Here is a 17,578-nt window from a genome sequence, read left to right on the forward strand (position 1 = left end):
CAACCGCCATCGCTACTACAATCCGAATGTTGGGCGCTATCTGACGCCGGACCCGGTGAAGCTGGCGGGCGGGATCAATGCGTACCAGTACGTGCCGAATCCTACGGGGTGGGTGGATCCGCTGGGGTTAAGCACATGCCCAGGTGGAGATGGATGTAATCCATCTTATGGTGTTGAAGAGCCTGCCATACGACATCTACAGAATGAGGGCGCCCCGACGCAGCCCGATGCTCGCACTCATTTCCCAAAAGACCCAAATGACTTAACCGAAGTTTTAGGCGTTAATCCTAAAGTATCTATGACTAGACACGATACTCGACGAATGGAATGGAGGCCCAACAGCGATACCCGAATCAGATTTGAAAGCCATCCGGGCGACGAGGGCCCATTCGTACCGAGACATCACGGCGAGCACTACCATATAGAGCTAAAACCAAGCAATCTGAGTTGGAAGCAAACGGAAAGAAACAACCTAACCATCAAGGTGCAGCCAGGAAAATATGAAGAGGGGCACGGCACCGGCTTTTTACCAGGCGAAAAGCATCCAGGAATCTGACATGACGAAATTTCCCGTTTCAGATGGAACAATTGAAAAAGTAACTTGTACAAGAAATGCATTGGTCATGGATTTTAGAGACTGGAAAGAAAGATCATGGAAAATTACGTTCAACGAACTTGTTGCCTTTCAAGGCATTGGTGCCGTTGGGGCCGATATATGCGATATGTATGAAGAGGAAAACTCAACCCTCTTACAGGAGGCCATCAGATCAGAGCCCAGTGAAATAGGGAAAACCTTCTGTTTTACAGCGAGCAATGGTGGAGAAGTAATTTTTCAGGTAGTTGCCGGAAGCTATGAAGCTCAGAAACTATGACGCAACATGCCACATCGGAATACCGTAAGGCTCATCTATTGGCCTGGACGGTGAGCTGAATAAAACGCACAATCAGCTCACTAAATGAGCCGAACAACCTTTATATTCGGCTCACGCACCCAGGCATTCCACGATGGATCACCCACACTGGATCTGGCAACACGCCGATTGGCCCCACTTCCACTGGCAGCCAGGCCGTCTGGCAATGCTTCTGCGCGAGTGCGCACAGGCCCAAGGCCGTTTGCTGGGCATGCTCGGTTCCGTCACCCGGGCCGTCAGTGCGCAGAACGAACTGGACACGCTGTTGCAAAACATCCTGACCTCTTCGGCTATTGAGGGCGAGCAGTTGAATGTCGGCTCGGTACGCTCCTCCCTCGCGCGCCGAATGGGCTTGCAGGCGATGGAGGACGGCCAAGTCAGCCGTCGCAGTGAAGGGCTGGCAGAGCTGATGATGGATGCCACCGAGCACTTCGCCCACCCATTCACCCTTGCCCGTTTATTTAATTGGCACCACTTGTTATTCCCGTTCGAGGAGGCAAGCCTTGCCACGCGTCCGGTCAAGGTCGCGAGTTTGAGGGGCGAGGAGCCGATGCAGGTGGTATCGGGGCGGCTTGACCGGCCGACCGTCCACTTCGAGGCGCCACCGCGCCTGGGTCTTGAGCAGGCGCTGAACGAATTTCTCAAGTGGTTCGAAACCAGCCGCCATCAGCCTGAGCTGGACCCGCTGCTGCGCGCCGGCATTGCGCATTTCTGGTTTGTCACGCTGCATCCCTTCGATGACGGCAATGGCCGCCTGACACGCGCCATTACAGACATGGCGCTGGCCCAAGGCGAGCATCAGTCCATCCGTTTTTACGCCATGTCGGCCAGCATCCTCGAAGACCGCGCTGGTTACTACAATGCACTGGAGTCCAGCCAGAAGGCCACGCTGGATATCACTGACTGGCTGCTGTGGTTCCTCAAGACTCTGCTGCGAAGCATGCAACAGGCAATAATGCGGATTGACCGGGTGCTGGACAAGACTCGATTCTGGCAGCGCCACCATGACACAGCGTTATCCGCCGAACAGCTCAAAGTCCTCAACCGGCTACTCGATGCTGGCGAAAAAGGTTTCGAGCATGGCATCAGTGCCGCGCAATACCAGGCAGTCGCCAGGGTCTCAAAGGCGACGGCCACGCGACATCTGGCCGATCTGCTGGAAAAAAACTGCCTGGTCCGCCTCCCCGGCGGCGGGCGCAACACGCGCTATCAAGTCAGCAACAAGGGCGAATGACAGCCCCCTCATTTGCCCCCATCCCCCATGTCTGCTAGTGTCGCGCCGGTTTACCGTCTACCGGAATAGCCGCCATGGCCCGCAAAAAAGTTGCACTCGATTTCGAACAATCCCTCGCCGACCTGCAAACCCTGGTCGAGCGTCTGGAGAACGGCGAGTTGTCGCTGGAAGACTCGTTGACGGCGTTTGAGCAAGGCATCGGCCTGACCCGTGACTGTCAGAGCGCGTTGGCGCAGGCGGAGCAGAAGGTGCAGGTGTTGCTGGAACGTGACGGGGAGCTGGCCGAAGAACCTTTCGATGCGGAACAGCCCGAATGATCGATGCGTACCAGGCCAGTAGCCAAGCCCGGGTCAATGCGGCGCTTGCGCCCTTGTTTGTTGCGCCGGGCCCCGAACTCAACCGCCTTTATGACGCCATGCGCTACAGCGTGATGAATGGCGGCAAGCGTGTGCGCCCGTTGCTGGCCTATGCCGCGTGCGAGGCACTGGGCGCGCCGGCCGAGCAGGCCAACGGCGCGGCCTGTGCGGTGGAGTTGATTCACGCCTACTCTCTGGTGCATGACGATTTGCCGGCCATGGACGACGACGATCTGCGGCGCGGCCAGCCGACCACCCACAAAGCCTTTGATGAAGCCTGTGCGATCCTTGCGGGTGACGGTCTGCAGAGCCTGGCGTTCAGCGCATTGCTGGACCCGGCGCTGAGCCGCGTCGGCGCCGAAACACGCCTGCGCATGGTCACCGCCCTGGCCCTGGCGGCAGGCCCGGCCGGGATGGTCGGTGGGCAGGCCATCGACATGGGTTCGGTCAGTCTCAAGCTGGACCAGGCGGCCCTGGAGCATATGCATCGCCACAAGACCGGCGCGCTGATCGAAGCGGCGGTGCACCTGGGAGCCCTGGCCAGCGGTCGCGCCGAGCCCGCGCAGTTGGCGGCGCTGCAGACCTACTCGCGGGCCATCGGCCTGGCCTTTCAGGTGCAGGACGACATTCTCGACGTGGAAAGTGATACCACCACCCTCGGCAAACGCCAGGGCGCCGATATCGCACGGGACAAACCGACTTATCCTGCGCTGCTTGGGCTTGATGCGGCCAAGGCGTACGCCCTGGAATTGCGCGATCAGGCGCTGGCCGCGCTGCGACCTTTCGACGCGGCGGCCGCGCCACTGCGCGACCTGGCGCGGTATATCGTCGAACGTCGCCACTGATCAACAGCGGCCATTTGCGCCGCCTATCGGTCAACTTCGGCGCTCCGCGTGGGCAGTTTGCGATGCTTGAGGTAAACTGCCGCCTCTTCTATACCTATAACGATTCGCCTGATGCCCACGACGTTTCAAGAGATTCCCCGCATACGCCCGTCCACGCCGCTGCTCGACCGTGCTGCCACGCCGGACGGCCTGCGTCGACTGGCTGAAGCCGAGCTGGAAACCCTGGCCGATGAACTGCGCCTGGAATTGCTCTACACGGTCGGCCAGACCGGTGGGCATTTCGGTGCCGGCCTGGGCGTCATCGAGCTGACCATCGCGCTGCACTACGTCTTCGACACCCCGGATGACCGCCTGGTGTGGGACGTGGGTCATCAGGCGTACCCGCATAAAATCCTTACCGGCCGTCGCGAGCGCATGAACAGCCTGCGCCAGAAGGACGGCATCGCTGCCTTCCCGCGCCGTGCCGAGAGCGAGTACGACACCTTTGGCGTCGGCCACTCCAGCACGTCCATCAGCGCCGCGCTGGGCATGGCGATTGCCGCCCGTCTGCAAGGCAGCGAGCGCAAGGCGATTGCCGTGATCGGTGACGGCGCGCTGACCGCCGGCATGGCGTTCGAAGCGCTCAACCATGCGCCGGAAGTGGACGCCAACATGCTGGTGATCCTCAACGACAATGACATGTCGATCTCGCGCAATGTCGGCGGGCTGTCCAATTACCTGGCGAAAATCCTCTCCAGCCGCACGTACGCCAGCATGCGTGAGGGCAGCAAAAAAGTGCTCTCGCGCCTGCCCGGTGCGTGGGAAATTGCCCGTCGCACCGAAGAATATGCCAAGGGCATGCTGGTGCCCGGCACGCTGTTCGAAGAGCTGGGCTGGAACTACATCGGCCCCATCGACGGCCATGACCTGCCCACCCTGATTGCCACGCTGCGCAACATGCGCGACCTCAAGGGCCCGCAGTTCCTGCATATCGTCACCAAGAAAGGCAAAGGCTTCGCACCGGCGGAGGTCGACCCGATCGGCTATCACGCGATCACCAAGCTCGAACCCCTGGACGCCCCCGCCGCCGCTCCGAAAAAGGCCAGCGGGCCCAAGTACTCCGGTGTGTTTGGCGAATGGCTGTGCGACATGGCCGCCGCTGATCCACGGTTGGTGGGGGTTACCCCTGCGATGAAGGAAGGCTCCGACCTGGTGGCGTTCAGCGAGCGTTTCCCGTTGCGCTATTTCGATGTGGCGATTGCCGAGCAACACGCGGTGACCTTCGCCGCCGGCATGGCCTGCGAAGGTGCCAAGCCAGTGGTGGCGATCTACTCCACGTTTCTGCAACGCGGTTATGACCAGTTGGTTCACGACGTGGCGGTGCAGAACCTCGACGTGATGTTTGCCATCGACCGCGCGGGCCTGGTGGGCGAAGACGGCCCGACCCACGCCGGCAGTTTCGACCTGTCGTACCTGCGCTGCATTCCCGGCATGCTGGTGATGACACCGAGCGACGAGAACGAACTGCGCAAGATGCTCAGCACCGGCCACCTGTACAACGGCCCCGCCGCCGTGCGCTACCCGCGCGGTACCGGCCCGAACGCTGTGATCGAAAAAGACCTCGCGCCCATCGAAATCGGCAAGGGCATCGTGCGTCGCCAGGGCAGCAAGGTCGCTTTTCTGGTGTTCGGCGTGCAATTGGCCGAGGCGCTCAACGTCGCCGGGAAGATCGACGCGACGGTGGTCGACATGCGTTTCGTCAAACCTCTGGATGAAGCCATGGTGCGCGAGATGGCCGGCAGCCATGAGCTGCTGGTCACGCTTGAAGAAAACGCCATCATGGGCGGCGCCGGTGCGGCGGTCAGTGAGTGCCTGGCGCGGGAGAATATCCTCAAGTCGGTGCTGCACCTGGGCTTGCCGGACGTGTATGTCGAACATGCAAAACCTGCGCAGATGCTCGCCGAATGCGGGTTGGACGAAGCCGGTATCGAAGCCTCGGTGCGCCAACGCATGGCCCTGCTGGCCCTGTAACAACCGGGGCCAACATGTGGGAGGGCGCTTGCTCCCGATAGCAGTGGGTCAGCGACATTCGAGTTGACTGACACACCGCAATCGGGAGCGAGCCCCCTCCCACATTGGTTTTGGGTCAACTTTCAATGCTATGGACAGCCATGAAACATCTTCGCCTTGCCCTGCTGCTTCTGCCCGCCTCGGACCTGCTTGCCGCCAGCCGTGACGATGCCCTCAATCTCCCCGACGTGGTGATCAGCGCCAACCGTCAGGTGCAGGCCCGCAACGACAGCAGCGCCGCCAACACCGTATTCACCCGCGACGACATCGAACGCCTGCAGTCCACCAGCCTCACCGACCTGCTCAGTCGGGTTCCTGGTGTGCAAATCGCGCCCAGCGGCGGGCGTGGCAGTTTGCCGGGGGTCTACCTGCGTGGCACTACGTCCGCACAAAGCCTGGTGCTGGTGGACGGTCAGCGCATCGCTAACGCCACGTCGGGCGACAGCGGCCTGCAATACCTGAACGTCGACCAGATTGAGCGGGTGGAAGTGCTGCGCGGCTCACGCGCGGTGATCTACGGCAGTGATGCGATTGGTGGAGTGATCCAGGTGTTCACTCGGCGTAACGCCGACCTGGGCCTGCAACCGCGCCTGAAGCTGGGCTTCGGCAGCAACCGGACTTGGGAGCGCAGCCTCGGTCTGTCTGGCGGCGATGAACACACGCGCTTCAACCTCGGCGCGAGCCTGGATGAAACGGCTGGCATCAACTCAACCCACGCGTCGTTCCCCAGCGACGGCGACCGCGACGCCTACCGCAACCAGTCCGTCAGCCTGAACCTCAGCCACTCGTTCAGCGATGACTGGGAGGCGGGTTTTAATCTGTTGGATAACCGGGGCAAGTCGGAGTACGACAACAGCTTCGGCCGCTACGACGTCGCCACTGGCCGGAGCGTCGGGCAAAAACCCTATACCGACTACACCGTCAGCAGCGCCAGCGGCTACGTGGATGCCAGACTCAGTGAGGGCTGGCAATCGCGCCTGGAACTGGGCCACAGCGAAAACCGTGACACCAAGCGCGACATGCTCAGTGATGATTTCAGCGTGTTCAACACCTACCGCGACTCAATCAACTGGCAGAACGACCTGACGCTCAATGACCGCAACAGCCTGATACTCGGCGGCGACTGGTACGAAGACCGCTTCCACGGTTCCACCACCTTCAGCGAAAACAGCCGCTGGAACCGTGCAGCCTTTGTGCAGCATCGCTTTCACGGCGAGTGGTTTTCCACCGAGCTGGGCCTGCGCCGCGACCAGAACCAGCAGTTCGGCAACCGGAACAGCTGGAGCGGCACCCTGAGCCTACCGATCAACCCCGACAACGACGTGCTCTTGAGCTACAGCGAGGGCTTTCGCGCGCCGACCTTCAACGACCTCTACTACCCAGACACGCAGTACAGCAACCCCAACCTGCAGCCCGAAACCTCAAAGAGCTACGAGCTGCAATGGCGCAGCCAACTGACTGACCTGACCCGCCTGGAAGCGTCGCTGTACCGTACGGACTTGAGCGACGCGATCATTCTGGACAGCACCAGCAAGCCGCAAAACGTCGCTTCGGCCCGCGTCAATGGCTTTGAAGCGGCGCTCAGGCAGGACCTGTTCGGTTGGCAGGGCAATCTGGCCGTTTCATTCATCGACCCGCGTGATCGCGATACCGGCCACACCCTGGCCCGTCGCGCACGCCGCACGTTGAGCCTGGATCTGGACCGGCAATTTGACAGATTGGGCTTGGGTGCAAGCTGGCAGGCGATCAGCAACAGCTACGACGCTCCAGACAATCAGGGCCGCCTGGGCGGCTATGCGCTGGTCGGGTTGCGCAGCCGGTGGGCTGTCACACGGCAAGTCAGCGTTTCGCTCAAGGTCGACAACCTGCTGGACCGCCAATACGCCCGTGCTCGCTACAGCTACAACGCGCCAGACTTCTCCAACAATCAGGACTACCGCGAAGAGGGCCGTACCTGGAGGCTGGCCATGACCTGGACACCCAAGCTGTAGCGACCCGGCAACCGCTACCGGACAGACGCCTTGCCGGCATCCAGATAACCTTCCTTGATTGCCAGCTCACATCCTATGAATCCGTATGCGCCCACACGGCCCGCATCGGTAATGCCGACATAAAAGTCCTGTTTCTTGCCTTTGTTTTCCAACTGGTAGTCAAGGCACTCTAGAAACCCCGTGCGCGCCGCGATGACGCGCCGGGGCTGCTGGATCGCAAGCATGTCCTGTTTCGTGGCGCCACCCGCGTAGATTTTGGTGGGAATAGCGTGGTCGTTGAAATTCATGATCGTAGAGATCCCTTCCAACGTGCTGCACCCGCCCAGCAAAATGGCAGCGCAACTACCAATGATCAAACGTCGCATGGTCACCTCCTGTTATTGAACAATCGCTATGCGATACGCATCGCGCGCAGCAGCGTAGCGTTGCGCTGCCGAAATCGCCCGACCGACAAATCTCAATAACAGGTAGGAAAAGGTTTACCGTGAACGCGCACGTTGCGGTGCAATCAACTCGCAGAGTTTGGCCACTGCGTCGACCATTTGACCGCTGGGCCGCTCCAGCCCTTTATCGGGCACCCGCAGCAAACGTCCTTGGGCCACCGCCGCGATGTGCGGCCAGGCCCTCCAGGCTTCCAGTTGCTGCTGATCCCCCGCCAGGATCACCTCCGGATTGCGCTGCAGCACCGACTCGACACTGACCTGCGGCGCCGGCAGCGTGAGGTCGTCGAACACGTTGCGGGCCCCGCAGACCGCCAGGGCATCACTGATGATCTGTCCTCCACCCACGGTATACAGCGGCTGATTCCACACCTGATAAAACACCCGAACCGGCTCGGCGCGCTGGTAGCGTTTGCGCAATTCAAGCAGACGCTGGCGCAGCCGGGTGGCGAGCTGGCGACCTGCATCGGCGCGGCCCACCTGCTCGCCAATAGCCTGCACCTGGCTCGCCAGTTGCTCAAGACTGTGGGGTTCGGCGACATACACGGGGATCTTCAGGCGTTGCAGCTGCTCACGCTGGGCCGGGCCGACGCTGCCGGGCCACAACAGGATCAGGTCGGGTTGCAGGCTCAGCAGGCGCTCCATGTCCAACTGCCCGTAATGCCCGACCGAGGGCACGTTCGCCAGCGCCGCTGGACGCTCGCCGCCATCGAGCACACCCACCAGCAAATCGGCGGCGCCCAGTTCCAGCATGATTTCTGAGAGCGACGGCGCCAGGCTGATGACCCGCTCGGCAGCCAATGCCTGGGCACTGAACGCCAGCAGCAGCGCCAGCCAATAGCGTTTCATCCCAATTGACGCGGGATGCGGTAGAGATAAAACAACACCGTCGTCGACAGCGCCAGCAAGAACAACGGTACCGCCTCCAGACCGACGAACACCGCCAGCGCACCGATCCAGGCAGGCAGCGCGGCCATCAGCAAAGCCGTGCGTCGACGGGCCGCAAGGGTGATCCAGGCGGCGGGTTCTTCGGGTGTATCGAGGGCCTTTGAGGTGGCGATCAGCGCGTTTTTATAGCCATGGAAATAGCGCAGACTGAGAAACATCGACGCCACGCCGGCAATGAAGAACGGCATGGCCAGCATGGGCAGCAGGGATTGGGCGCGGCCAAACACCAGATTGATCACGAACAACGGCAGCAATGCCAGGGCCAGGTACTGCCACCAGTTGATGGACAGTCGCCGTTTCACCTGGCCGCGAGTCACGCGCGGTCGACCTCGCCCTGGTGTTCATTGCCCATCATGTGATCGAGCTTGCTGGCCTTGGTGGCCAGATAAAGCTTGTTGTGCGGGTTGTGCCCGGTGTGCAGCGGCACACGCTCGGCGACGGTGATGCCCATCTCGGTCAGGGCCTTGACCTTGCGCGGGTTGTTGGTCATCAGGCGCAGGGATTTCACACCCAGGTGCTCCAGCATCGGCAGGCAGATCCCATAGTCGCGTTGATCAGCGGCAAAGCCCAGGCGCTCGTTGGCCTCAACGGTATCGGCACCGCCGTCCTGCAGCTCATAAGCGCGGATCTTGTTCATCAGGCCAATGCCCCGGCCTTCCTGGCGCAGGTACAGCAACACCCCACGGCCTTCACGGGCGATAGCCTGCAGCGCCGCTTCCAGTTGCGAACCGCAGTCGCAACGCTGGCTGAACAAGGCGTCACCGGTGAGGCACTCGGAGTGCACACGGCCCAGCACCGGCTCGCCATCAGCGATATCGCCCAGGCTCAGCACAACGTGCTCGCGCCCGGTGGCTTCTTCGAGAAAGCCGTTCATGGTGAACGTGGCAAAAGGGGTAGGCAGCTTGGAAGCGGCGACGAAAACGACGGGCACCGTGTGCTCCTGATTTCAGATTTCACAGAGGCGGGCATTGTAACAGCAGGTTCCGACAGACGCTTAAGCTCAATGAGCGCTGATCAAGATCAATCGGTTCGATTGGCCTTCGCCGCAGTTCTATGCACGTCACTACGGTGTCTCATGAAAATGCTGATAGCCACGAACCCGCGGGGTGACGTCGCGCCCATTGGCATCCTGCAGCGTCACGCCCTGCCCCGTCGCCGCCCGACCGATCACGTGGACCGGCCAGCCACCGGCCAGCAGCGGCGCGAGCGCAGCCTCCGGCAACGTGAACGCCAGCACATAGTCATCGCCGCCACTCAACGCGGCCACACGGGCCTCGTCATCGCCAACAAACGCCAGCAAGGCTGCAGACAACGGCAGCGCCTCTTGCTCGATCAACAGGCTGACCGCCGACGCCCTGGCGATATGCCCGCAGTCGGCCAGCAACCCGTCGGAGATATCCATGGCCGAGGTCGCCTTGCCGCGCAGCGCCACACCCAGGGCCAGTTGCGGTTGCGGCGACCAGTAATGGGCCAGCAGCGGCTCGGCAATGGTGGCATCCGCGGTGCGCTGGCCCAGCACCAACGGCAACGCGCCGGCGGCATTGCCCAATTCGCCGCCCACACAAAGCAGATCCCCCGGCTGCGCACCGCTGCGGGTCAACGCCTGACCGGCCGGCACACGGCCAAACACGGTCAGGGTCAGGCTCAGCGGGCCGCGCGTGGTGTCGCCCCCCACCAGCCTTACGTCGCAGCGTTGCGCCATGGCGTTCAAACCCTGGGCATAGCGTTGCAGCCAATCGGCATCGACGGTCGGGGTGGTGAGGGCAAGGGTGAATGCAAGGGGGCTGGCGCCCATGGCAGCCAGGTCGCTCACCGCCACGGCCAACGAGCGCTGGCCGAGCAGGAACGGGTCACAGGGGTTGGCAAAATGCACGCCGGCCACCAGGGTATCGGTGGAAACCGCCAGTTGCTCGCCGGCAGGCAGCGCCAGCAAGGCGCAATCGTCGCCGATCCCCAGGGCAATGCCTTCGCCGCCCTGCGCACAGGGCGCGGCGGCGAAGTAATTGCGGATCAGCTCGAACTCGCCCATGCCGGACTCAAGCGCACATCAGCGCTTGTACGCCTTGACTTCGGCTTCACGCAGGCGCGGGGCCAGCTTGTCGAGCACGCCGTTGACAAACTTGTGGCCGTCGGTGGAACCGTAGACTTTCGCCAGTTCGATCCCTTCGTTGATCACCACGCGGTACGGCACGTCGACGCGTTTGAGCAGTTCCCAGGCGGACAGGCGCATGACGCACAGCTCAACCGGGTCGAGTTCTTCGATGGTCAGGTCCAGGCACGGGGCCAGGGCCGCGTCGATCTCGCTCAGGTTGGCGTGCACACCGTGCAGGATGTCGTGGAAATACGGCAGGTCGGCGAAGGTGAAGTCATTGTCGACGCGAAACTGCGCTTCGATTTCGGTCAACGAGGTGCCCGCCATCTGACGCTGGTACAGCGCCTGGGTGGCCAGTTGACGCGCAGCGCGACGCTTTTCGTTTTTCGAAGGCTTGCCGGCGTCCGCAGGGCGCGGGTCGCGTGGGTTGAAGTTGTCGCCGTCGTCGGAAATCACTTGGCCTCCAACTGCGACAGCAGGCTGACCATTTCCAGGGCGGACAAGGCAGCTTCTGCGCCCTTGTTGCCGGCTTTGGTGCCGGAACGCTCGATGGCCTGCTCGATGGAATCCACGGTCAGCACGCCGAACGCGACCGGCACGCCGAACTCCATGGACACCTGGGCCAGGCCCTTGGTGCATTCACCGGCGACGTATTCAAAGTGCGGGGTGCCGCCACGAATCACGGCGCCCAGGGCGATGATCGCCGCGTATTCGCCTTGTTGAGCAACTTTTTGCGCAACCAGTGGAATTTCGAAGGCGCCAGGGGCACGGATCAGGGTGATATCGCTTTCGCTCACACCGTGGCGAACCAGGGCGTCCACGGCACCGCTTACCAGGCTTTCAACCACGAAGCTGTTGAAGCGGCCAACCACCAGGGCGTAGCGGCCTTTGGGGGCGATGAAGGTACCTTCGATGGTCTTCAGGGTCATTCGACAAATCTCTTAAAGAGCAGGGACGCGAAAAAGGCGTCCCTCAGTGATGTGTTAACCGCGAACAAGGGGCAAAAATCGCCGGTTTTATTCGGAGGGCACGTATTCTACAACTTCCAGGTCGAATCCGGATATCGCATTAAATTTCATCGGTGCGCTCATCAGGCGCATTTTGCGCACGCCCAGGTCGCGCAGAATCTGCGAACCGGCACCGACGATGCTGTAGGTGGTCGGCGTCTTGATCGTGGCGTGCTCGGCGGTTTCACGGATATGGGCGAGCAGAACATCGCCATCCACCGGATTGCCGAGCAACAGCACCACGCCGCTGCCGGCCTCGGACACCGCCGCCATGGCAGCGCGCAGGCTCCAGCGACCCGGTTGTTTGACCATCAGCAGGTCGCGCAGCGGGTCCATGTTGTGCACCCGCACCAGGGTCGGTTCATCGGCGCTGATGCTGCCCAGGGTGAGGGCCATGTGCACGTCGCCTTCCACCGAGTCACGGTAGGTCACCAGATTGAACTGGCCCAGTTCGCTGTCCAGCGGCTGCTCGGCAATCCGCTGAACGGTACGTTCGTGGATCATGCGGTAGTGGATCAGGTCGGCGATGGTGCCGATCTTGAGGTTGTGCTCTGCCGCGAAGGTCTCGAGTTCGCTGCGACGGGCCATGGTGCCGTCGTCGTTCATCACTTCGCAGATCACGCCGCTGGGCTCGAACCCGGCCATGCGCGCCAGGTCGCAGGCCGCTTCGGTGTGGCCGGCGCGCGCCAGAGTGCCGCCCGGCTGGGCCATCAGCGGGAAGATATGGCCGGGGCTGACGATGTCTTCGGCCCTGGCGTCGCGGGCGGCAGCCGCTTGCACGGTGCGCGCGCGGTCAGCGGCGGAGATGCCGGTGGTGACGCCGGTGGAGGCTTCGATGGACACGGTGAACTTGGTGCCGAAACCCGAACCGTTGCGCGGCGCCATCAACGGCAGCTTGAGCAGTTCGCAGCGCTCGCGGCTCATGGGCATGCAGATCAACCCGCGGGCATGCTTGGCCATGAAGTTGATGTGTTCAGCCTTGCAGGCCTCGGCGGCCATGATGATGTCGCCTTCGTTCTCGCGGTCTTCGTCATCCATCAGGATGACCATCTTGCCTTGGCGGATGTCTTCAACCAGTTCTTCGATGCTGTTGAGCGCCACGCGGCACCCCCTTGGTCAGGATTTGAGGTAGCCGTTGGCGGCCAAAAAACGTTCGGTGATGTTACTGCCGGTTGGCTCTGCGGCCTTGTCGCCCATCAACAGGCGCTCCAGGTAACGGGCCAGCAGGTCGACCTCCAGGTTCACCCGGCGGCCCGGCTGGTAGGACGCCATGATGGTTTCGCTGAGGGTGTGGGGAATGATGGTCAGCTCGAATTCGGCGCCATTCACGGCGTTAACGGTCAGGCTGGTGCCGTCCACGGTGATCGAACCTTTGTGGGCGATGTACTTGGCCAGCTCTTTGGGCGCGCGGATGCGAAACTCCACGGCCCGCGCGTTTTCGCTGCGCGCGACCACTTCGCCGACGCCGTCGACGTGACCGCTGACCAGGTGGCCACCCAGACGCGTGGTCGGCGTGAGGGCTTTTTCCAGGTTGACCGGGCTGCCGGCCTTGAGGTCGCTCATCGCGGTGCAGTCCAGGGTTTCGCGGCTCACATCGGCGGCAAAGCCATTGCCCGGCAGTTCAACGACGGTGAGGCATACGCCGCTCACCGCAATGCTGTCGCCCAGTTTGACGTCGCCCAGGTCGAGCTTGCCGGTTTCAACCAGCAAGCGGATATCGCCGCCTTTGGGGGTCATTGCGCGGATGCTGCCGATGGATTCGATGATGCCGGTGAACATGTCGTTCTCCTGAAAACGGGGGACGGGCGCCTGAGCCCGGTCAGAATTATACGCTCGCTGCTGGCACAGGGATGGCAGTGACTCGCCAGTCGTCGCCCACAGCGCGCAGGTCAGTGATCTTGAGTTGGGGGGCGTCGGCCAGCTTCTCAAGCGGCCAGTCCAGCAATGGCCGGGCGGCGGAGCCCAGGAACTTGCCGGCGACGAAAATCACGTATTCGTCCACCAGGCCCTGCTGGGCAAATGCACCGGCCAGACTTGGCCCGGCTTCCACCAGCACCTCGTTGACGCCACGGGCTGCCAGGGCCACCAGCGCCGAGCGCAGGTCGACCTGACCCTCCACGCCCGGCACCACCAGGCATTCGGGGCCACGGGGGAACTGTTTTTCCGCGGTGACGCAGGTGATCACCAGCGCCGGGCCGGCCTTGAAGAACGGCGCATTGAGCGGCACGCGCAGCCGGCCGTCGATCAGCACGCGCAGCGGCGGGCGGGACATGGCCAGGGCGGTGGTGTCGGGATCGAGGCCGAGCTCGGCGGCGCGCACGGTCAGGCGCGCACCGTCGGCCAGCACCGTGTCGGCGCCGGTCAGCACCACACTGGCCTGGGCGCGCAGGCGCTGCACGGCGGCGCGGGCGGCGGGGCCGGTGATCCATTGGCTTTCGCCGCTGGCCATCGCGGTGCGCCCGTCCAGGCTCATCGCCAGCTTGACCCGCACGAACGGCAGGCCATGTTCCATGCGTTTGAGAAAGCCGGGGTTAAGCGCTCGCGCTTCGGCTTCCAGCACACCGCTGCGCACCTCGATACCGGCCTGGGCCAGGCGCTGCATGCCGCGCCCGGCCACTTCCGGATTGGGGTCCTGCATGCCGGCCACCACCCGCGCGACGCCGGCCGTCACCAGCGCATCGGCGCAGGGCGGCGTGCGGCCGTGGTGGCTGCAGGGTTCGAGAGTGACGTACACCGTGGCGCCGCGCGCCTTGCTACCTGCGGCGCGCAGGGCGTTGGGTTCGGCATGGGGTTCGCCGGTGCGCTCATGCCAGCCTTCGCCGACAATCTGCCCGTCACGCACGATCACGCAGCCCACGCGGGGGTTGGGATGGGTGGTGTACAGGCCCTTGCGCGCAAGTTCCAGGGCGCGGGCCATGTAATGGGCGTCGAGCACCGCCTGTTCATTGCTCATTGTTTGGACGGCTCACGCGCCAGGCGGTCGATCTCTTCGCGGAACTCGTTGAGGTCCTGGAAGCGTCGATACACGGAGGCGAAACGGATATAGGCGACTTCGTCGAGCTTTTGCAGCTCGCCCATCACCAGTTCGCCCACCACCAGGCTCTTGACCTCGCGCTCGCCGGTCGCACGCAGCTTGTGCTTGATGTGCGCCAGCGCCGCTTCCAGACGCTCGACACTCACCGGGCGTTTTTCCAGGGCGCGCTGCATACCGGCGCGCAGTTTGTCTTCGTCGAACGGCTGGCGGCTGCCGTCGGACTTGATCAGACGGGGCAATACCAGTTCGGCGGTTTCAAAGGTGGTGAAACGTTCACCGCAGCCAGACGCCAGGCATTCACGCCGGCGACGCACTTGATCGCCCTCGGCGACCAGACGCGAATCAATGACTTTGGTGTCGTTGGCACCGCAGAAGGGACAGTGCATGGTTGGCAGGCAACAAAAAAAGGGAGGGCCATGGTAGCGCATCCCCGTGGCAAGACAAGCCATAGCCTTTACGGTATATAGGCAGGCTTATATGTTTGTTACCTTTCACGTCACGGATTTAGTCCTTTCTGGAGCTGTACATGCAGTTACGACCACTTGTTTTGCTCACTCTGCTCGGTTTTCTGGTCGCCTGCAGCAGCGAAGCCCCCAAGCCCGCCGCACCGGTGCCTGCGCCCGCGCAGGAGAAAAAAGTGCCGGGCATTGAAGAGGTCGGCCCCCTGCCCGCCTATCAGCGTGAAATCAGCGGCAACCTGACCAACGTGCCGGCCGGCGCCGAAGTCGAGATGGCCCTGCTGGTGATCGACGAACGTTCGCGCCCACAACAACTGCTCGCCAGCAGCGTGCTGACCGGCAACGGCAAACCCCTGGCCTTCCGCCTGCGCTTCAACCCCGAGGCCTTCCCGGCCGGTGCGCGGGTTGAATTGCGTGGCCGTGCCAGCCAGTCTGGCCAGTTGATCCTGCACCTGCCCGCCGTGCGCATCACCCAGGCGATCACCCAGACCACCGGCCCCCTGCAACTCGTCAAGGCGCCATGATTGCACCGCTGGACCTGCAACGCGCCTTGAGCGAACTGATCGGTGACGCGCAACTGCTGCCCTGCGCGCTGCCGGGCACCGCGCTGTCGCTGTGGCTGCTGGACGCCGACAACATGGACCGCGCATTCAGCCAGGAAGAAACCCGGCGCATCCTCCATGAACCGCCGTACTGGAGCTTTTGCTGGGCCAGCGGCCTGGCATTGGCGCGCTACCTGGCGGCGAACCCGCAGTGGGTCGCGGGCAAGCGCGTGCTGGACTTCGGCGCCGGTTCCGGCGTGGCCGCCATTGCGGCGGCCAAAGCGGGCGCGCTGGAAGTGGTGGCCTGCGACCTGGACCCGCTGGCACTGGCGGCCTGCCGGGCGAATGCCGAACTCAACGGCGTGCAGTTGGGTTATTCGGCGGACTTTTTTGCCGAAGCCGATCGTTTCGATCTGATCCTCGTCGCCGATGTGCTGTACGACCGCGCCAACCTGCCGCTGCTGGATCACTTCCTCACCCGAGGCCGGGAAGCACTGGTGGCGGATTCGCGGGTGCGGGACTTTCAGCATGCCGATTACCGGCGGCTGGAGATCCTCGATGCGCTGACCCTGCCGGACCTGGCCGAGCCTTGGGAGTTTCGCAGGGTGAGCCTGTACCATTCACGGCGGTAGGCCCGCTCGTTACAAATTTTCGGCAACAGATTGACTGAGACAGCAAAAAGCCGGGTATGGAAAATGCCCGCCTGCGCCCGCTGCCTGGATGATCGAACTGAATGCTTTTCCAGATAATTTCGCTTACGCCCAATCAGGCAAAGGCCTTGCAAAATACCCGGCAGTTGCCTAGCCTGCGCAGCAATACACCCGCCATGCCTCTGGTTGCGAGAGCAATCAAGCACAAATTGTGCGGGTTTTTTATGCGCGTTACTGTCCGGGCATGAGGACATTCAGCAAGCCAGCCATTGATGTTCAAGCTCAAGTGGAGCTGCTCAGGCATCGTGGGTTGGCCATTGAAGACGAAACTCGCGCTGAGTCCTTCCTGCAGTCGGTCAGCTACTTCCGCCTTAGCCCCTACATGCGCCCTTTCCAGATTGCGGATGATCGTGACCATCGTTTTCGTGACGACAGCCAATTTAACCAATTAACCCGTCTCTACGATTTTGATCGACGGCTGCGTCTATTGACTCTGGATGCGATCGAAAGAGTCGAAGTTGCCTCGCGCTCCGTCATCAGTAACCACATGGGGCCCACCCATGGCAGTCACTGGTATATCAATCCGCAGATGTTTCACCACACATTTGATCATCAACGTCTGCTCACCACCCTGTCTCTCAAACAGTCAACAGCGCTGCGCGACTATCAAAAGGAGTGCGAACGCATTGATAGATCACAGACGGACACAGCGCGAAAAGAGCGGTTGAAACGACAAAGAGCGAAGGACAGCTACGCCCGTCATTATCCGATGACCTATGCCTCTCCCGCGCTGATGCCTGGCTGGGCCATGTTGGAGGAACTCACATTGGGTGATCTCGCGGATGTGGAACCGGGAGCTGGGAATTCGCCCCCGAGTTACCGAAGAAAGCGAACTTCCCTTGGCCGCAACATCTCTTTCAGCCAGGACCGCATCCTCGTATCTTTGCGCCGCTTTGCATGCTCAATCACCTGATGCATCAGGTGAGCCCGCATTCTCGCTGGGATCAACGCCTACAACAGC

21 protein-coding genes are annotated in these 17,578 nt (G+C 62.3%); 10 read left to right on the forward strand and 11 right to left on the reverse strand.

Features of this window, described 5'->3' with window-relative positions; translation table 11 throughout:
• The 7 genes from TU79_RS26685 to TU79_RS23890 all read left to right on the forward strand — a co-directional run.
• Positions 1–556, forward strand: a 556-nt coding sequence (locus TU79_RS26685; RefSeq protein WP_248842908.1) for an RHS repeat-associated core domain-containing protein, incomplete at its 5' end; no start/stop codon positions are given.
• 1 nt (position 557) lies between these two features.
• The gene (locus TU79_RS23865; protein ID WP_069665400.1) at positions 558–872 is read left to right on the forward strand and encodes a hypothetical protein; all 315 of its coding nucleotides are present in this window, start codon (positions 558–560) and stop codon (positions 870–872) included.
• A gap of 133 nt (positions 873–1,005) precedes the next feature.
• On the forward strand, positions 1,006–2,145 hold the full coding sequence (locus tag TU79_RS23870) for a Fic family protein (RefSeq protein WP_057010297.1): 1,140 nt from the start codon (positions 1,006–1,008) through the stop codon (positions 2,143–2,145).
• A 74-nt stretch (positions 2,146–2,219) separates the two neighbouring features.
• Complete coding sequence (locus TU79_RS23875) at positions 2,220–2,462, forward strand: exodeoxyribonuclease VII small subunit (RefSeq protein ID WP_003176346.1); 243 nt, start codon at positions 2,220–2,222, stop codon at positions 2,460–2,462.
• A complete protein-coding gene (locus TU79_RS23880; protein WP_057010298.1) occupies positions 2,459–3,346 on the forward strand; it encodes a polyprenyl synthetase family protein in 888 nt (295 codons plus the stop codon). Before TU79_RS23875 ends, TU79_RS23880 begins: the two co-directional genes overlap by 4 nt.
• A gap of 111 nt (positions 3,347–3,457) precedes the next feature.
• A complete protein-coding gene (gene dxs / locus TU79_RS23885) occupies positions 3,458–5,356 on the forward strand; it encodes a 1-deoxy-D-xylulose-5-phosphate synthase (protein ID WP_057010299.1) in 1,899 nt (632 codons plus the stop codon).
• 140 nt (positions 5,357–5,496) lie between these two features.
• Complete coding sequence (locus TU79_RS23890) at positions 5,497–7,386, forward strand: TonB-dependent receptor domain-containing protein (protein WP_057010300.1); 1,890 nt, start codon at positions 5,497–5,499, stop codon at positions 7,384–7,386.
• A 14-nt stretch (positions 7,387–7,400) separates the two neighbouring features.
• On the opposite strand, the gene TU79_RS23895 is transcribed toward TU79_RS23890, so the two are convergent.
• From TU79_RS23895 to nrdR, 11 genes are all read right to left on the reverse strand, one after another.
• The gene (locus tag TU79_RS23895; RefSeq protein ID WP_057010301.1) at positions 7,401–7,751 is read right to left on the reverse strand and encodes a hypothetical protein; all 351 of its coding nucleotides are present in this window, start codon (positions 7,749–7,751) and stop codon (positions 7,401–7,403) included.
• A gap of 114 nt (positions 7,752–7,865) precedes the next feature.
• Positions 7,866–8,675 carry a cobalamin-binding protein gene (locus tag TU79_RS23900; protein ID WP_057010302.1) on the reverse strand — a complete coding sequence of 270 codons (810 nt, stop codon included), beginning with the start codon at positions 8,673–8,675 and terminating at the stop codon, positions 7,866–7,868.
• The gene (locus TU79_RS23905) at positions 8,672–9,091 is read right to left on the reverse strand and encodes a nuclear FMR1 interacting 1 family protein (protein ID WP_057010303.1); all 420 of its coding nucleotides are present in this window, start codon (positions 9,089–9,091) and stop codon (positions 8,672–8,674) included. Before TU79_RS23905 ends, TU79_RS23900 begins: the two co-directional genes overlap by 4 nt.
• Positions 9,088–9,705 carry a GTP cyclohydrolase II gene (ribA, locus tag TU79_RS23910; protein ID WP_003232505.1) on the reverse strand — a complete coding sequence of 206 codons (618 nt, stop codon included), beginning with the start codon at positions 9,703–9,705 and terminating at the stop codon, positions 9,088–9,090. Before ribA ends, TU79_RS23905 begins: the two co-directional genes overlap by 4 nt.
• Before the next feature lie 132 nt (positions 9,706–9,837).
• Positions 9,838–10,803, reverse strand: a complete 966-nt coding sequence (gene thiL / locus TU79_RS23915) for a thiamine-phosphate kinase (protein ID WP_057010304.1) — start codon at positions 10,801–10,803, stop codon at positions 9,838–9,840.
• An 18-nt stretch (positions 10,804–10,821) separates the two neighbouring features.
• A complete protein-coding gene (gene nusB / locus TU79_RS23920) occupies positions 10,822–11,322 on the reverse strand; it encodes a transcription antitermination factor NusB (RefSeq protein WP_003232499.1) in 501 nt (166 codons plus the stop codon).
• Positions 11,319–11,795: a 6,7-dimethyl-8-ribityllumazine synthase gene (gene ribH / locus TU79_RS23925; protein WP_003194576.1), complete on the reverse strand. Its 477-nt coding sequence runs from the start codon at positions 11,793–11,795 to the stop codon at positions 11,319–11,321. Before ribH ends, nusB begins: the two co-directional genes overlap by 4 nt.
• An 87-nt stretch (positions 11,796–11,882) precedes the next feature.
• Positions 11,883–12,974 carry a bifunctional 3,4-dihydroxy-2-butanone-4-phosphate synthase/GTP cyclohydrolase II gene (gene ribBA / locus TU79_RS23930; protein ID WP_057010305.1) on the reverse strand — a complete coding sequence of 364 codons (1,092 nt, stop codon included), beginning with the start codon at positions 12,972–12,974 and terminating at the stop codon, positions 11,883–11,885.
• A 15-nt stretch (positions 12,975–12,989) separates the two neighbouring features.
• Positions 12,990–13,652, reverse strand: coding sequence for a riboflavin synthase (locus TU79_RS23935; RefSeq protein ID WP_057010306.1), 663 nt, complete (start codon positions 13,650–13,652; stop codon positions 12,990–12,992).
• Between the two features lie 46 nt (positions 13,653–13,698).
• Positions 13,699–14,826, reverse strand: coding sequence for a bifunctional diaminohydroxyphosphoribosylaminopyrimidine deaminase/5-amino-6-(5-phosphoribosylamino)uracil reductase RibD (gene ribD / locus TU79_RS23940; RefSeq protein WP_057010307.1), 1,128 nt, complete (start codon positions 14,824–14,826; stop codon positions 13,699–13,701).
• Entirely contained in the window at positions 14,823–15,293 is a 471-nt protein-coding gene (gene nrdR / locus TU79_RS23945; protein ID WP_057010308.1) for a transcriptional regulator NrdR, read from the reverse strand. The genes ribD and nrdR overlap by 4 nt, the downstream gene beginning before the upstream one ends.
• A 140-nt stretch (positions 15,294–15,433) precedes the next feature.
• On the opposite strand from nrdR, the gene TU79_RS23950 reads away from it, so the two are divergent.
• The 3 genes from TU79_RS23950 (at position 15,434) to TU79_RS23960 (ending at position 17,530) form a co-directional block, all read left to right on the forward strand.
• Positions 15,434–15,889, forward strand: coding sequence for a YbaY family lipoprotein (locus TU79_RS23950; RefSeq protein WP_003232489.1), 456 nt, complete (start codon positions 15,434–15,436; stop codon positions 15,887–15,889).
• A complete protein-coding gene (locus TU79_RS23955; protein WP_057010309.1) occupies positions 15,886–16,539 on the forward strand; it encodes a class I SAM-dependent methyltransferase in 654 nt (217 codons plus the stop codon). Before TU79_RS23950 ends, TU79_RS23955 begins: the two co-directional genes overlap by 4 nt.
• A 262-nt stretch (positions 16,540–16,801) precedes the next feature.
• Positions 16,802–17,530: an Abi family protein gene (locus TU79_RS23960; RefSeq protein ID WP_231986877.1), complete on the forward strand. Its 729-nt coding sequence runs from the start codon at positions 16,802–16,804 to the stop codon at positions 17,528–17,530.
• The last annotated feature ends 48 nt before the right edge of the window (positions 17,531–17,578 follow it).

Origin of the sequence: Pseudomonas trivialis (assembly GCF_001439805.1) — a bacterium.
Lineage (GTDB): Bacteria > Pseudomonadota > Gammaproteobacteria > Pseudomonadales > Pseudomonadaceae > Aquipseudomonas > Aquipseudomonas trivialis.

What these genes read in the sequence shown, in the direction of transcription:
- TU79_RS23865 (WP_069665400.1), top strand. Translation starts at nt 558, where the DNA reads ATGACGAAATTTCCCGTTTCAGATGGAACAATTGAAAAAGTAACTTGT.
- TU79_RS23870 (WP_057010297.1), top strand. Translation starts at nt 1,006, where the DNA reads ATGGATCACCCACACTGGATCTGGCAACACGCCGATTGGCCCCACTTC.
- TU79_RS23875 (WP_003176346.1), top strand. Translation starts at nt 2,220, where the DNA reads ATGGCCCGCAAAAAAGTTGCACTCGATTTCGAACAATCCCTCGCCGAC.
- TU79_RS23880 (WP_057010298.1), top strand. Translation starts at nt 2,459, where the DNA reads ATGATCGATGCGTACCAGGCCAGTAGCCAAGCCCGGGTCAATGCGGCG.
- dxs (WP_057010299.1), top strand. Translation starts at nt 3,458, where the DNA reads ATGCCCACGACGTTTCAAGAGATTCCCCGCATACGCCCGTCCACGCCG.
- TU79_RS23890 (WP_057010300.1), top strand. Translation starts at nt 5,497, where the DNA reads ATGAAACATCTTCGCCTTGCCCTGCTGCTTCTGCCCGCCTCGGACCTG.
- TU79_RS23895 (WP_057010301.1), bottom strand. Translation starts at nt 7,751, where the DNA reads ATGCGACGTTTGATCATTGGTAGTTGCGCTGCCATTTTGCTGGGCGGG.
- TU79_RS23900 (WP_057010302.1), bottom strand. Translation starts at nt 8,675, where the DNA reads ATGAAACGCTATTGGCTGGCGCTGCTGCTGGCGTTCAGTGCCCAGGCA.
- thiL (WP_057010304.1), bottom strand. Translation starts at nt 10,803, where the DNA reads ATGGGCGAGTTCGAGCTGATCCGCAATTACTTCGCCGCCGCGCCCTGT.
- ribH (WP_003194576.1), bottom strand. Translation starts at nt 11,795, where the DNA reads ATGACCCTGAAGACCATCGAAGGTACCTTCATCGCCCCCAAAGGCCGC.
- TU79_RS23935 (WP_057010306.1), bottom strand. Translation starts at nt 13,652, where the DNA reads ATGTTCACCGGCATCATCGAATCCATCGGCAGCATCCGCGCAATGACC.
- ribD (WP_057010307.1), bottom strand. Translation starts at nt 14,826, where the DNA reads ATGAGCAATGAACAGGCGGTGCTCGACGCCCATTACATGGCCCGCGCC.
- nrdR (WP_057010308.1), bottom strand. Translation starts at nt 15,293, where the DNA reads ATGCACTGTCCCTTCTGCGGTGCCAACGACACCAAAGTCATTGATTCG.
- TU79_RS23950 (WP_003232489.1), top strand. Translation starts at nt 15,434, where the DNA reads ATGCAGTTACGACCACTTGTTTTGCTCACTCTGCTCGGTTTTCTGGTC.
- TU79_RS23955 (WP_057010309.1), top strand. Translation starts at nt 15,886, where the DNA reads ATGATTGCACCGCTGGACCTGCAACGCGCCTTGAGCGAACTGATCGGT.
- TU79_RS23960 (WP_231986877.1), top strand. Translation starts at nt 16,802, where the DNA reads ATGAGGACATTCAGCAAGCCAGCCATTGATGTTCAAGCTCAAGTGGAG.